The following is a 15,438-nucleotide window of genomic DNA, read 5'->3' on the forward strand; positions in this document are numbered from 1 at the left end:
TGCCCATTATGGTTAAATATCTAACAACGGCCTCATAACACTACTAACTCCGTCTCTGATAAGCCTTTAGCTACTGGGTGATGAGCAAGGCGATCGCTAATTGTGGTTGAGTTCGAGGTTCTGGTAGAAATACATAACAACTACACAAACTAAGTCCGTCTGCGTGGACTCCAGCAAGTTGAAACCAACCTCTGTGGGTTTTGTCTGTATAGCTGCGATTTCTAATCGCCAGTGCTAGGGTATTTTACTGGCAGTTAAGGAATAAATGGTTTTAAAATGGTGCAATCTTAAAATATTTAGGGGTGCATCTATGTCGCTACGTAACGAACCTTTAGATTGGCAAGTTGAAACAAACAATCCTTACATACCAGTTTATCATCAAGGTAATTTGGTGGGATTTTTTAGACCAGAATATGCTAGCGAAATTATTAAGTTTCTAAATGAAGAAGAAGTTTTAAAAAAAGCACTAAAAATGGCTTGTACTGATTTAATTAAAAAAATCGGTGGCGATACCAGAAAAGTCAATTATTTAATGGAAAAATATGTAAAAACTAGTGAACGTCCGAAGCATGGAACAAGAGCGATCGCAGTTTTACTTCATGATAGGCAAAAAGAGCTTGACTTGAGTAATCAGGAGTTTGCTAAATTCTGCGACACCTTTAAATTATCCCCTACTGAACTGAATAATATTTATGCTGGAGAAGCATTTGATGATAGTTTGTTAGCTCCCCTATCACGTATATTAGGGATGGCAAAAGAGCAATTGCTGAAAGTACGAGATGGTTTTTAAGAATTAAGCAACATATAAGTAGCAAATCAAAATATTCAAATGATATAAATTTGTGAAAACAGACATCATCTTTTATCGGCTGTTTCAAGAATTCCCTGATATATTCTTTGAGCTTATTGGTAATCCTCCAGAATCAGCTAGCCTTTATCAATTTTCATCAGTTGAAATCAAACAAACAGCCTTCAGAATCGATGGTGTGTTTCTACCAACACAAGCAAGCGAGAACCCGATTTACTTTGTTGAAGTGCAATTTCAAACTGATGGGGAAATTTATTCACGGCTAATTGCAGAAATATGTTTATACCTCCGTCAGAATCAACCATCAAATGACTGGGGTGCTGTAGTTTTATACCCAAATAGGAATGTAGATACAGGCAATATCAAACATTACCGTGAGTTTTTCACAAGTGGGCGCGTCAGGCGCATTTATTTGGATGAATTAGGTGAAGGTGCATCGCTTCCAATGGGCATTGCAACTGCTAAATTAGTAATTGCAAGCGATGATATCGCAATTGTCCAAGCAAGGGAGTTGATAGACAGAACCAAGTCAGAAATAAACTCACCACTAAAACAGCAGCAATTATTACAATTTATAGAGACTATTTTGGCTTACAAGTTTCCTGCAATGAGTAGGGAGGAGATGGAGAAAATGTTTGGCTTAAGCGAGTTAAAGCAAACCAGATTTTATCAGGAAGCCTTTCAGGAAGGTATTGAACAAGGTGAGCTTAAAGGAAAACTAAAAGCAGTACCAGCAATGTTGGCAGCAGGGTTGACTGTAGAACAAGTAGCAGAGGCGTTAGATTTGAGTGTCGAAGAAGTTAGACAAGTAACACAAAGCCAGCCTTGAGATAGATGTGGTAAATTTTATCCGTGGCTCAAGCCAAATTTGGTTTGCGGCTTCCAAACTTTCTCACGACGAATTTATAGTTAATTTTTGTTAATATTAGAGGCGGTGTTAGTACTTCGTCCTCAACCACCCACTCCCTACCTGAGAGAAACTTAATGCTGCGACTAGAACATATAAGTAAAATTTATCCCACAGGCGAAGTTCTCAAAGATATCAACTGGGAAGTTAAACCAGGCGATCGCATTGGCTTAGTCGGTGTCAATGGTGCTGGAAAATCTACCCAACTCAAAATCATCTCTGGGGAAATTGAACCCACCGGCGGCGAAATTATCCGTCCCAATAGCTTACATATAGCCTACCTCAACCAAGAGTTTGAAGTAGACCCCACCCGCACCGTTAGAGAAGAATTTTGGACTGTCTTCAAAGAAGCCAACGAAGTACAGCTATCTCTGGCGCACATACCACAAGAGATGGAAACGGCTACCACAGAGGAACTGGATCGACTGATCGACAAGTTGGATCGCTTGCAGCGCAAATTTGAAGCCTTGGATGGCTACAACTTAGATGCACGCATCGGGAAAATTTTACCAGAGATGGGGTTTGGGCTAGAAGATGGCGATCGCCTCGTCAGTGCCTTCAGTGGTGGTTGGCAAATGCGGATGAGTTTAGGTAAAATTCTGCTGCAAAAACCCGACTTGTTGCTGCTGGATGAACCGACTAACCACCTAGATTTAGAAACCATTGAGTGGTTGGAAAATTACCTCAGAGGGCTAGTTACGCCGATGGTAATAGTTTCCCATGACCGGGAGTTCCTTGACCGCCTCTGCACCCAAATTGTGGAAACTGAACGCGGCGTTTCCAGTACCTACCTTGGTAACTACTCGGCATATTTATCACAAAAAGCTGAAAGTCAATCAGCACAACTTAGCGCCTACGAACGCCAACAGAAAGAATTAGAAAAACAGCAAACCTTTGTTGATAGATTTCGCGCCAGTGCTACCCGCAGTACTCAGGCAAAAAGCCGGGAAAAGCAACTCGACAAAATCGAACGCATTGAAGCACCTATTGCTGGGATAAGAACTCTACATTTCCGTTTTCCGCCTGCACCCCGCAGTGGACGCGAGGTAGTGGACATTAAAGATTTAACTCATCTTTATGGTGATAAAATCTTGTTTTTGGCAGCCAATCTCCTAATTGAAAGAGGCGATCGCATTGCATTTCTTGGTCCTAACGGTGCTGGCAAATCTACCCTTCTGCGCGTAATTATGGGTATGGAACCACCCACTGAAGGTAGCGTTCAATTAGGGGATCATAACGTTATTCCCGGTTACTTTGAGCAAAATCAAGCTGAAGCCTTGGACTTAAAGAAAACTGTCATGGAAACTATCCATGATGAAGTTCCCGACTGGGATAATCAAGAAGTCCGCACGCTTTTAGGACGCTTCTTATTCACTGGTGACACAGTATTTAAGGCAGTTGGGGCATTAAGTGGAGGAGAAAAAGCTCGTCTAGCGTTGGCAAAAATGCTCTTACGTCCCGCAAACTTACTAATTTTAGATGAGCCGACAAACCACCTAGATATTCCAGCTAAAGAAATGCTGGAAGAGGCGCTCCAAAACTATGATGGCACGGCAATTGTAGTCTCTCATGACCGCTACTTTATTTCTCAAGTAGCAAATAAAATCGTCGAAATTCGTGATGGTGAATTCCGGGTTTACTTGGGAGATTATCATTACTATCTCCAGAAAATTGCCGAAGAAAAAGAACAAGCAAAGTTAGCTGCAATAGAAGCCGAAAAAGCAGCTAAAAAAGCTGCTAAAGCTGCTAAAGCTTCTACAAAAAGGAAATGAGAAACTAGAAAAGGGCTTAGTAGTAGCGCGAAAATCCTACTACTAAGTAACAACTCCTTATTCTGGTTTAAAAACATCACAGGAAAATTACTAAAATTTAAAAAACATTTCAAAAAACTGCAAGTCGTTCATAAAATAAGTTCATAAGCAAAAATTCACTTGCGGCGTGGATTAGCAGTGGTATCATTCGGGTATTACAAAAAGTAAAGGGCAATTTTACTATGACCAAAGCACCTGTTGCTCCTGTGGTGCTAGTCATTTTAGACGGATGGGGCTACTGCGAGGAAAGGCGAGGAAACGCTATTGTTGCTGCTAAAACTCCAATCGTGGACACTTTATGGGCAGCTTACCCGCACACCCTCATCCACACTTCAGGAAAAGCTGTAGGGTTGCCAGAAGGTCAAATGGGCAACTCGGAAGTTGGTCATTTGAACATTGGTGCTGGGCGAGTGGTACCGCAAGAACTTGTACGCATCTCCGATGCAGTCGAAGACGGTTCTATTGCCTTAAACCCAGCACTTGTCAAAATTTGCCAGGAAGTTCGTTCTCGGAATAGCAAGCTGCATCTAGTCGGGCTTTGTTCTGAGGGAGGGGTACATTCGCATATCACCCATCTATTCGGACTACTTGACTTAGCCAAAAACCAGCGAATTCCAGAAGTTTGTATCCACGCTATCACCGATGGTCGTGACACCGCCCCAACTGACGGTGTAAGAGCGATCACACTGCTGCAAGATTATATAGACCGCATAGGAATTGGGCGCATAGTCACCCTCAGCGGTCGCTACTACGCGATGGATCGCGATCACCGCTGGGATCGGGTCAAACGCGCCTACGACATGATGATGCAAGATAGTGTTGGTAATGGTCTCAAGGCTGTGGAAGTCTTGCAAGCATCTTACGACCAAGGGATAAAAGATGAATTTGTCAACCCAATCCGAATTGCTCCCGGCGCAATACAACCAGGGGATGGGGTGATATTTTTCAACTTCCGCCCCGATCGCTCCAGACAACTGACTCAGGCTTTGGTCAGTCCTACGTTTAAAGGTTTTGAAAGACAGCAAATCACACCGTTGTCCTTTGTCACCTTTACGCAGTATGATTCAGAGTTACCCGTGGCTGTAGCCTTTGAGCCTCAGAATCTCAGTAACATTCTGGGAGAAGTTATAGCCAATCATAGTTTAAATCAGTTCCGTACTGCTGAAACAGAAAAATACGCCCACGTCACCTATTTCTTTAATGGGGGATTGGAGGAACCTTTTGCTGGAGAAGATCGGGTACTGGTAAGCAGTCCGATGGTAGCGACTTACGATCATGCCCCAGCCATGTCAGCAGCAGCAGTTACAGATGTAGCGATCGCTGCGATTCAAAAGGGTACGTATTCTCTAGTTGTAATTAACTATGCCAACCCAGACATGGTAGGGCATACTGGTCAAATCGACGCTACGATTACAGCAGTTGAAACAGTCGATCGCTGTTTGGGACGGCTATTAGAGAGCGTTATCAAAGCCGGCGGTACAACAATTATTACTGCCGACCACGGCAACGCCGAGTATATGCTAGATAATGGGGGTAATCCCTGGACGGCTCATACAACTAATCCAGTCCCCTTTATCTTGGTGGAAGGAGAGAAAGTCAAAATCCCTGGATATGGTACAAATGTCGAACTGCGAAGCGATGGTAAGCTATCCGACATCGCCCCCACAATTCTAGAGATTTTACAGCTACCTCAGCCACCAGAAATGACCGGGCGATCGCTGCTGAAAACAGCAGAATACGAGCTGCAACGTCCTCGCACTCCCGTGCAAGTAGGGCTGTAAATAATTGCTGAGTACTAAGTTAGGAGTTTACTAAAAACTCCTAACTTCTGAATTCTGAATTTTGTTTTTTAAAACTTGTTATAAATGAGATTCCTACCATGACAATTAATAATATCGTGCAAGGCATTTGGGCTTTTTCAGCCACTGGTTTGATTATCTTAGTTTTGTTGCATAGCCCCAAAGGTGATGGCATTGGGGCCATTGGCGGACAAGCGCAGCTATTTAGCAGTACCAAAAGCGCAGAAAATACCTTAAACCGAATTACTTGGGCATTGACAGTAATTTTTCTCGGTTTGACAGTAGTTTTAAGTGCTGGTTGGCTGCCTAAATAAGGATAGGTAAATGGGCAAAAGAACCCAACACCCGATATTTAACACCCTAATAAATTTAATTTCACGACGGTTAATTACAGCTCTTGCCTTATTTATTGGCACAGGGCTGTTAATCGTTTTTACTAATCTCCAGTCGAGTGATGGGTTTACAATAATACCAAAATCTGTATATTCAGACTTAATAATCTCTCTCCCTCCATCATCTCCCCTAAAATCCCATCCCCTACCGCCCACACTTGCACAGTGGCAAGATAAGACTAACAGTGGTGACTACTTTTCTCAAGTCACCACAACCCAAGTAGGTTACTTAGTTTGGTCACAATTTCCCATTAGCGTTTACGTAGAACCACCAAAAGCCATCGGTGAAAAACAAGCTCAAGCATGGGTTAATTGTGTCTTGGAGGGTGTACATGAATGGAGTACTTATTTACCTTTAACAGTAGTCGAACAGCCAGAAAGTGCTAATATTACGATTGTGCGAAAAGCGCCACCTCTACAAATTTCCCCTGGTAGTAATATACCCCGTGCGCGATCGGCACAAACTACTTACGAGTTATACACCAGCAACAAAGTTTTATCCCACCGCTTCACCATCTTGCTAAGTCCTAGTCAAACAGGTGACTATCTCATTGCAGCAGCCCGCCACGAATTCGGTCATGCGCTAGGAATTTGGGGTCATAGTCCGCTACAAACTGATGCTTTATACTTTTCTCAAGTTCGTCAACCGTCGCCTATTTCTGTTAGAGATGTGAATACTTTAAAGCGGGTTTATGAACAGCCAACCAGTCTAGGATGGTCTTTAGTGGATAATTCAGCGACTTAATTTTATGGTGTTGCTGAGTTAAAATATGAATATGTTTTGTGTAAAAAATCAAAATTTAAGATTAAGGCAACCAATTTTTATCCAAAATTTGCTCTAAGGTATAAGGACATAATTCAGGTAAATTGGTTAAATTTGTTTTAGCTTTAACATAATCTAAGCCATTACTATAAACTATGCTCAAATTTTCCTCTAAATAATTGCGTAAATTGGCACTTAAATCTTCATTTACTTGGTTCCGAAAACTAATAATTTCCGCAGTCCAATGATTAGCATTTCTTTGCTTTTCTAAATCCCAATATTGATAAAGTAATAAATGTCTAATAATCTGTTCCAATAAACTTCTTACTCGCCTTTTTTCATTTTTAGCCAAATCTTCCAATTCTTCTATTAAGTTTTCATAGTCAACGTCTGCTAATTGTCGATTTTTGAGACATTTAATAGTCTCTTCTAACCATTGCAGGTAATTGGATTCATATAATGTTTTTATGTCGATGATTGCAGTCATTTGTTGATTTTGTAGCTTTAATTTACTGTTATTTATTATTTCATGTTAACTAATTCCGGACTTACGCACAAGTGACGAAAGAATCAAACCGCTCCAGGCACAGAGAATACGGACTAATGAGAGTTTGAGGGGTACTTTGCGTAAGTCCTGTAATTTATTAATTTTTGCCGATAATTGCCCAGAAAAAAGATAGACAGCACCATAAGTTAAGTAAGAAGATATCCAGCGACTCGCAGAAGAACAACCAACTAAAAGTTCTACCCTACCGTCTGTCAGTAATCCAAGTCTCCCGCTGTTCCCCCGGAATCAACTGTACATTGTAAAACTGGTAAGCGAATTCTTAATCAGGCATCTGTATTCATAAGTCACAAATCATTGCATAACTAAAATACTAGCTAATGCTGCCTAACATTGTTACCCGATCGCACTCATTGCCATCTGATAATTTCCAGTGCGATCGCACTTTATTCCCTTTGCTTACGCTCTACGACTTAGTGGTAGAGGTCGCTGTGCTAAAACTCCTTTATAAAGTTCTTCCAGCAGACTAATATTTTTACTAAGGGTATAGCGGTCTAATACACGCTGTCTAGCTTTTTGCCCTAGTAAGGTTGTTAACTCTGGATGGTCTTGCAACACTGGCAAGAGAGTTCTTAATTGCGATCGCGCTGTTTTGGTACTAATAACTACACCTGCGCCCTTTTCCAATACTTCTCCATCTGCACCCACATCTGTTGCTAAACAAGCCAACCCACACGACATTCCTTCTAACAGAGATAAGGACAAACCCTCTACCAATGAAGGCAAAACAAATACATCTGCGCCCCGCAAAATTTCGATGCGTCGGTCTTCATCAGCGACAAATCCCAACCAGATAATGCCGTATTCTGAACCAAAAAACGGCTCTAAGGAAGACTTCAAAGGCCCGTCGCCAACAATTAGCAACTTACTACCAGGCGCCATTGCCGACTGCTTCCAAGCGCGGAGGAGAGCTTCGACATTTTTCTCTGGCGCTATACGACCCTGATAAACAAATAAGCGTTCGGCTTTAAATTCTGCTTTTATTTTAGAAAGTCCTGGAGAATACTTGGTGGTATCAACACCATTGGGAATTACGGCAATATTTTCTTCCCTTACGCCCATCCCTGCCAATAATTCTCGCTGAATTTGAGAAAATACAATCACGCGATCGTAGTTAACTAAAAAAGGTGCGTAGAGCTGATAAGCCAAAAGTTGTGTTCCTGATACCAGCTTTGCCCCCTTGCCAGCAAATGGTGTGTGAAAAGTGGCAACTAGGGGCAACCTCAATTCCTCACAGATTTCCGGTAGAAAAAAGTCTAGAGGAGATAATGTCAAGGAAGCATGGACTACGTCTGGTTTGATTTCCCGCAGTGAATCGGTTAAAACTTTGGTGGCTTTAAAAGTGGGAATTGTATAAACCTGGGACTTGTAAATGAAAGGTAAGGAAACCTCTCGAAGATTTGGCCAATTATCAGGTTCAGACTCTTCCTGGGCGAAGTGAAGAAAGCTAACTTGATGTCCCCTATCTAGTAAGGCATTTGTAATTTCTCGACTGTAGGTGACATTGCCGCAAAATGGTGATTTTTTTCCAATCCAGGCTATACGCATTCTTTATTTAGCTGTAAGAAAAGCGGGTTGAATCTATTACTTGTGTGTCCTTTGTGATTTTTATTTTATCTAGTTATACTTGCTGGTTTTTTTATTTATTAAAAATTTCCACAACTTTCTACTAGTTTAAAAGCTTATTGTCAGCTGATTAAACTAGTGGATTTATGGCTTTATTTATTTTAGTTATAAGTTGTTAATTTCTAATATTTAAACAACTTATTCTGACTAATTGTCAGATTTATATCCGGCAAGTATGTGATAAATTTTCACTGGCAACAGTTTACCATGAACACAAAAGCTTTAAGGAAATTATTAATTACATCAAAGTAATGAATAATAACTCCTGTTAGCTGATAACTACTTGTGTGAGTTATACCAAGTTAATATACCTCCTGAAAAGACGATCACAGCTAATCCCAGAAAAACTACCTGTAATCCCAGAAAGGTTTCTGCGACACCAGCTAATGCTAAAGGTAAGGAGAGGGCAATATTAATTACATTGTTCTGCAAGCCAAAAACTTTACCACGCATTTCTGGAGGTGTTTCTGTTTGGATTGCAGTTTGCATGGGAATTCCCACTAGTGCCCCAAAGATACCTAAGAGCATCACCAGTAACAATACGAGCCACAGTTGAGTTGTAAATACTGACAGACCAATCAGGGATGCTGCCATACCCATACAACCACACAGACTTAGCTGAGTATAGGAGAAGCGTTGACCAAATTGACCGAGAATTGCTGCTCCACCAGCGATGCCAACACCGCCAGCTGCTAGTAAAAAGCCAAACTGAGAGGCTTTCATGTTAGGAATTATTTCCGCCATCCGAACGGCTAAAACAGTTAATGCTGCAAAGACAGAAAACAAGATAATCAGTTGAAGCAAAGCATTGCGGACGCGCTGATTTGCTTTTAGATAGGCAAAACCGTCTCGCAAGTCAGAGAATACGTGAGGGAATTCTGTATCGGGGTGGTGGTGTTTTTCCTTAGTTGCCAGGAGGAACAAAATTAGTCCAGCGATCGCATAACTGCCACCAACTAAAAGTTCTTTGCCCAAACTACCACTACCACCAATTTGCAGCCAAAGTCCATCAGCGATCGCTAACAATGGTTCTCCAACAGCAAACCCAACAATCACCGATGCCATCATCGTTGTCGTATAAAGTGAATTTGCCGAGAGTAAATCCTGTTCTTCTACGATTAAGGGAATTGCCGCCTGTTCCGCCGGTGCAAAAAACTGTGTCAGCGTGGAAACTAAAAAAGTCACACCCAGAATGATTAAAAAACCCACTGGCAGCACTCCTATGGGTTTCCAGTCATGAGTCAACCACAGTAGGAAGGGAATTGACAAAACCAGGATGCCACGCCAAATATTTGTTGCCACCAGCACAGCCTTTTTCGACCAGCGATCGACAAATACACCAGCAACGGAACCAAACAATACGGCTGGAATAGTAAAAGCCATCATCAAGACTGATACCCAACCACTAATACTCTGATTACTTCCTTGAAACTGAGTATTAATCAAGGCAATCATCAAGACTAAATAAACTTTATCTGCTAGTTGAGAAAAAACTTGACCGCCCCAAAGAGCCAAGAAATTAGGATTTTTTAATACAGGTAAAAATCCTAGCTGTTTTACATTCCCTGCAATAGCTTCTCCACCTGAACCAGATCCATCTAATTTCGGTAATTCTTTTTCTGGGATAGTGGTTACTGGCAAATTATGCCCATTGCTAGCGCCGTTACTATCTACCTCAGCAGTGGTTAATTTTTCCTCTGATTGTGTTTCTGATTGGCTTGGAAGATCGGTTTTTGGGATCTCCTCTGTCCAACTTTGATCGTTTTGAGAAACGTCTTTTGGGGACATTTCTTGGCCATTTATTTGACTAGGTGTAGACTTGGAAAGGGCACTCAAGTGATTTCTGACTGTAGGATCTGATACCCTATTCTGTTTTTTGGCGAGGTTTGGTGACAAAGGCAGGATTTTCTTATCTAAATCAGACGGTTGCATCATGGTTGGCAGCAAAATAAGAGTCGATCAAGGTAGCAGAGCGGATAGGGCGACCTAATTGATACTGAGCATACTGGCGCAAAATCTGCTCAACAGATAACCAGTCATAATCTCTAGCACCATCAATTTGCATTATCTCTGGTTGTGACAGATGTTGAAGCAAAGCTAGTTCCATAGCACCCAAACGACTAGAAATCACAGGTATTTCTTGCCGATGCACAACAATTGTTTGGGTATTGGGCATGGAGGATGGGACATTGGGCATGGGGTATTGGTTATTAATCTCCCCCTGCTCCCCTGCTCCCCTGCTCCTTTGCCTCTCTGCCCTCATCTCCCTCTCCCCCTCTTTTCGTAAACGTTCCCTAGCTTCTAAGGAAACCGTTCCACCCGCAGGGATGCTAAATCCTACCTGCCAATTGGGGTCTGTGAAGTTTGGCTTAAGGGAACATTGAGATAGGCAGCAGATTTGCACTTGTGGCGTCAGTCCTGCTAAGGCTAAAAGGTGAAATACACCATGAGCCAGATGAGCCAAAACACCAGATGGATTTGCACTAGACACCGCCTCTAAGCGATGGAGATGTTCATTGAACAAATCATAAAGTTCTTCTTGGGGTTGTTCGCTCAAAGCTTCACACAGAACTATTTCTGCTAAATATTGACTGGCAGCCAGTTTTCCCAAATCTTTAGCTAAACCAGGATAAGTTTTTAACGTCTGTGCTTGAGTAATTTTATCAAGCGATCGCCCTTTGGCAATCAATAGTTCATTCACAACGAACATTCCACTCCTACCGCCCAGGCTGGAGTTGTGCTTACGTGATCCTGGAGCCACGGCTCGAATTAGACCGAATTCTCGTGTCAAAATCGTCACTATTTTATCCGATTCTCCTAGCGCCTGGGTTTTAAGATTAATACCAGTTGCTTTGTAGGTTCTACTCATTAGTCATTAGTCACTAGTCATTAGTAGTTATTAATCATTGGTCAAGGGTCATTAGCTTAGGACAAATGACAAATGACAAAGGACAAATGACTATTCACCCTTTCCCAAGTTATCGCGCTGACGGATCAAATCCATACCGCGAGATGTGCCTAATCTAGTAGCACCCGCTACGATTAAGTCTAGGGCTTGATTGATAGTGTGTATACCACCTGAAGCCTTAATTCCTACCCTTTCTTTTGCCAATTCCTGCAAAAGTCGCACATCTGCCACTGTGGCACCACCATTCCAACCTGTACTAGTTTTTAAGAATGCTGCTCCCGCCTCCATAGCTATTTCAGCAGCTATTTTTTTCTCTGTATCTGTCAACAGGTTAGTTTCCAAAATTACCTTGACCGTTTGCCCAGTCTCTTCGCAAATTTCGGCAATCTCCCGGTGGACTTCTTCAGTTTTGCCAGCTTTCAACCAGCCCAAGTTCATAACCACATCCAACTCAGTGGCCCCACTATCCGCCGCTTCTTGAGCTTCATACAGTTTCACGGCTGAAGTTGTTGCACCAGAAGGAAATCCTATCACCGTACAGACTTTGGGGTCTTTACCGTGGAGGAGTTCGACTGCTTGCTTAACATTAGCGGGGAACAGACAAACCGCCGCAAAGTTGAATCTATATGCTTCTTCACACCATTGCTCAACCTGCTCTGGAGTAGCCGTTGGCATTAACAGGGAGTGATCGATAAATGGCGCAATATCAATGTCTGGATAGTCTGCTGCCATCGTGTCTTGTGCCAGTGATTGATTATTAAACTATATAAAAAATTGAAACATTTCTTATATATATATTAAACCACATTTATTACGAGTTTATCCTGAAAACTAACTGCTGACTTGTCTTGAATATCAGCTTTAGAGATATCCCGGAATTACAGCAAGTATTGAAGTTAACCCTTAGTAGTAGTAATACTAGGAAGATCAACGGTGTTTTTTACACTATTTCCTAAGAAGTTAATAATAGTTTGAGCTAATGCCTGGGATGCCAAATATGGGACACCGTTACCAATAGTTTTAAACATATTAGTAAGTGACATATTTTCTGGAAGTACAAAATTTGCAGGCAAAGATTGGATAGCTAAAGCTTCTGCTACAGAAATTCGCCGGACTTTGTAAGGATGTAAATGTACTTCATTATTTCCATAGCAAGCTGTCGGAGAGTAACGCCATCTATGCAGACGCTTGAAAGACTTTTTAGAATCATCTCCTTCATCAATAGCAGCAAATCTTGTGATACCTGCCCTTGGTTGAAAACAGTTTTCAGCATTAGGATGTTTCAGAACGTTATTTTTTCTAAACCAGTATTCAACTGTTAGTTCTTCAGGTATGCCATCAGGACAAGGTATTAGAGAATTTTCTTGGAATGGTTCACACTTACGCCAGGGGTAGGCAAAAACTTTTTCGTGAGGATATAAAATATAATTATCCCAAGGAAAACACCTCTCAGTTAGTAACTTTTCAGTACCGACTTTTATTCCTATATCCTGAATCAAATTATTTTTGAAACCAATTAAAATAATTCTTTCTCTATCCTGGGGTACGCCATATTCGATAGCATTAATTAGTCGTTCTGTTAATATATAGCCTGCTTCGTGTAATTGTTGCTTGAGGGATTCAAAAAATAAACGGTGTTTTGTTGTCTTCCATAAACCCTTAACGTTCTCGAATAAAAAGAAGTCGGGAATGTTTTGGCAAATTAATTCAATGTATGAAGCGGAAAGCTTACCATTCTCTCCCAAACCTCCTCTATTTTTCCCACCAATAGAAAAATCAGGACAAGGAGGCCCACCGATGAAACCAATTATATTATGAGATTTGCGGCAGTCTTTGACTAATTTTTTCAGGTGTTGTACTTCCTTTCCGACAATAAGTTTTGTTACATCTGCTGCTTCACCGTGATGATATCCATATTCAGGCGATCGCATTTTCAGAACTTCTCGTGAATGGCGATAGGCGGCGATGAATGGGGCGAAGATTTCATTAACATAAACAATATTAAAACCGCTAGTTTCAAAACCTAAATCGAGGAAACCTGAGCCAGCAAAAAAAGAGAAAATACAAGGGTGATCGCTCATTGAATTACTAGTACGAGCAAAAAGTATTATTAGTATTCAGATTTTAGGAAAATGGGTTATGTGCGTCACTTCTAGAGAGAGTTAATACTAACTATCCCAATTTGGTTGTAAGGGTTAGTAAAATATAATATACTTAGGGCTTCTACGTAAGTACAAATCAAAAAATAACAATTGAAAAACTGCTTAAATAGTAAAAAAATTTACAGTTTCCCTAAGTATTACATCTCAAAGTTTACTCAATCTTTAAGGAAAATGCCTGACATAAAAAGAGTCTGGAGTCACAATTAAATATAGGGGTTTCCAAGCCCCAATGATATTTCAGACAAATATTTGTCATTAAATAAAAAGCCGGGGTACTTCGGACTAAATTTTATGCGGATTTTAATTTACTCCTACAACTACTATCCAGAACCGATTGGTATTGCCCCACTGATGACTGAATTAGCAGAGGGACTAGTGAAACGTGGGCATGAAGTGCGTGTAGTTACCGCTATGCCCAACTACCCTGAGCGGCAAATTTACCAGGAATATCGGGGCAAATGGTATGTCAACGAATATAAAAATGGCGTTCAAATTCAACGCAGTTACGTTTGGATTCGCCCACAACCCAACCTATTAGATCGGGTGTTATTAGATGCTAGTTTCGTAGTCACTAGCTTTGTACCCGCCCTCATCGGTTGGCGCCCAGATGTGATTCTCTCAACATCGCCATCCTTGCCAAGCTGTGTACCAGTTGCGCTTTTAGGATGGTTACGTGCTTGTCCTGTGATTTTAAATCTACAAGATATCTTACCAGAAGCAGCCGTCCATGTCGGTCTGCTGAAAAATAAATTACTTATCCGGTTGTTTACATTATTGGAAAAATTTGCCTACAGCAGTGCCAGTAAAATTAGCGTCATTGCTGATGGGTTTGTGGACAATTTGCGCTCTAAGGGCGTAGAAGCTGACAAAATTGTGCAAATTCCCAATTGGGTTGATGTAAATTTTATTCGTCCTTTGCCTAAAGAAGATAATGCTTTCCGCACAGCACATAATCTAAACGGCAAATTTGTAGTACTGTATTCTGGTAACATTGCCCTAACCCAAGGCTTAGAAAGCGTTGTCAAAGCTGCTTCTGTGTTGCGCCATATCCCAGATATTGTCTTTGTCATCGTTGGAGAGGCAAAAGGTCTACAGCGATTGCAACAGGAATGTCTAGACTGCGGCGCAGATAATGTGTTGTTACTGCCATTTCAACCCCGCAAAGATTTGCCACAAATGTTAGCAGCTGCGGATGTTGGTTTAGTGGTGCAAAAGAAAAATGTTGTATCCTTCAATATGCCGTCAAAAATTCAAGTGCTACTTGCTAGTGGAGGGGCCTTAATTGCCTCTGTCCCCGACAATGGTACGGCAGCAAGAGCCATTAGGCAAAGTGGCGGCGGAGTTATTGTTCCTCCAGAAGATCCCCAAGCTTTAGCAATGGCAATTTTAGATTTGTACCAAAACCCCGAAAAAGTCAAAACTCTGGGTTACAAAAGTCGCCAATATGCCGTTGAGCAATATGCTTTTGAGCAAGCTTTAAATCAGTATGAGTCTTTGTGTTACTCATTGACAGCAGAACGTAGAGCAATTCAGTCTACAGGGATAGTTACGAAACAAGAAGTTTAATCTTTGTAGCAAAGTTATGCTGCATCTGTAGAAATTGCAATTATGCCCTTATATCTAAGTAATAGCAGATATTTAGGGTAATAGATTTTACTTAAAGTTATATAGCAATAGATAAGTAGGTTTTTAGGTGG

At 41.3% G+C, this 15,438-nt stretch carries 13 protein-coding genes; 7 read left to right on the forward strand and 6 right to left on the reverse strand.

The features are described from left to right. The first annotated feature begins 265 nt into the window (after positions 1-265). The 6 genes from NLP_RS10915 to NLP_RS10940 all read left to right on the forward strand — a co-directional run bounded on the left by NLP_RS10915 (position 266) and on the right by NLP_RS10940 (position 6,462). Positions 266-790, forward strand: coding sequence for a hypothetical protein (locus tag NLP_RS10915; RefSeq protein ID WP_325034736.1), 525 nt, complete (start codon positions 266-268; stop codon positions 788-790). Between the two features lie 52 nt (positions 791-842). Beyond that, the gene (locus NLP_RS10920) at positions 843-1,637 is read left to right on the forward strand and encodes an Rpn family recombination-promoting nuclease/putative transposase (protein ID WP_104906423.1); all 795 of its coding nucleotides are present in this window, start codon (positions 843-845) and stop codon (positions 1,635-1,637) included. A gap of 155 nt (positions 1,638-1,792) precedes the next feature. Next, complete coding sequence (locus tag NLP_RS10925) at positions 1,793-3,487, forward strand: ABC-F family ATP-binding cassette domain-containing protein (RefSeq protein ID WP_104906424.1); 1,695 nt, start codon at positions 1,793-1,795, stop codon at positions 3,485-3,487. A gap of 221 nt (positions 3,488-3,708) precedes the next feature. Beyond that, entirely contained in the window at positions 3,709-5,307 is a 1,599-nt protein-coding gene (gpmI, locus tag NLP_RS10930; protein WP_104906425.1) for a 2,3-bisphosphoglycerate-independent phosphoglycerate mutase, read from the forward strand. A 98-nt stretch (positions 5,308-5,405) separates the two neighbouring features. Next, complete coding sequence (gene secG / locus NLP_RS10935; protein WP_104906426.1) at positions 5,406-5,639, forward strand: preprotein translocase subunit SecG; 234 nt, start codon at positions 5,406-5,408, stop codon at positions 5,637-5,639. A 10-nt stretch (positions 5,640-5,649) separates the two neighbouring features. Beyond that, entirely contained in the window at positions 5,650-6,462 is an 813-nt protein-coding gene (locus tag NLP_RS10940; protein ID WP_104906427.1) for a peptidase, read from the forward strand. A 61-nt stretch (positions 6,463-6,523) separates the two neighbouring features. Here NLP_RS10940 and NLP_RS10945 read toward each other — a convergent pair whose 3' ends face one another. The 6 genes from NLP_RS10945 to NLP_RS10970 all read right to left on the reverse strand — a co-directional run bounded on the left by NLP_RS10945 (position 6,524) and on the right by NLP_RS10970 (position 13,660). Next, on the reverse strand, positions 6,524-6,967 hold the full coding sequence (locus NLP_RS10945) for a DUF29 domain-containing protein (protein ID WP_104906428.1): 444 nt from the start codon (positions 6,965-6,967) through the stop codon (positions 6,524-6,526). A 477-nt stretch (positions 6,968-7,444) separates the two neighbouring features. Beyond that, complete coding sequence (locus NLP_RS10950; RefSeq protein WP_104906429.1) at positions 7,445-8,593, reverse strand: glycosyltransferase family 4 protein; 1,149 nt, start codon at positions 8,591-8,593, stop codon at positions 7,445-7,447. Between the two features lie 357 nt (positions 8,594-8,950). Next, entirely contained in the window at positions 8,951-10,603 is a 1,653-nt protein-coding gene (locus NLP_RS10955) for an MFS transporter (RefSeq protein WP_104906430.1), read from the reverse strand. Continuing rightward, positions 10,590-11,540 (reverse strand): DNA repair protein RecO, encoded by a 951-nt coding sequence (recO, locus tag NLP_RS10960; RefSeq protein WP_104906431.1) that lies wholly within the window; start codon positions 11,538-11,540, stop codon positions 10,590-10,592. The genes NLP_RS10955 and recO overlap by 14 nt, the downstream gene beginning before the upstream one ends. A gap of 90 nt (positions 11,541-11,630) precedes the next feature. Beyond that, positions 11,631-12,311 carry a deoxyribose-phosphate aldolase gene (gene deoC / locus NLP_RS10965; protein ID WP_104906432.1) on the reverse strand — a complete coding sequence of 227 codons (681 nt, stop codon included), beginning with the start codon at positions 12,309-12,311 and terminating at the stop codon, positions 11,631-11,633. 164 nt (positions 12,312-12,475) lie between these two features. Then, a complete protein-coding gene (locus NLP_RS10970; RefSeq protein WP_104906433.1) occupies positions 12,476-13,660 on the reverse strand; it encodes a DNA cytosine methyltransferase in 1,185 nt (394 codons plus the stop codon). Between the two features lie 372 nt (positions 13,661-14,032). Between NLP_RS10970 and NLP_RS10975 the strand changes: the two genes are divergently transcribed. After that, positions 14,033-15,307: a glycosyltransferase family 4 protein gene (locus NLP_RS10975; protein ID WP_104906434.1), complete on the forward strand. Its 1,275-nt coding sequence runs from the start codon at positions 14,033-14,035 to the stop codon at positions 15,305-15,307. Positions 15,308-15,438 lie beyond the last annotated feature (131 nt).

It is taken from the genome of Nostoc sp. 'Lobaria pulmonaria (5183) cyanobiont' (assembly GCF_002949795.1).
Classification (GTDB): domain Bacteria; phylum Cyanobacteriota; class Cyanobacteriia; order Cyanobacteriales; family Nostocaceae; genus Nostoc.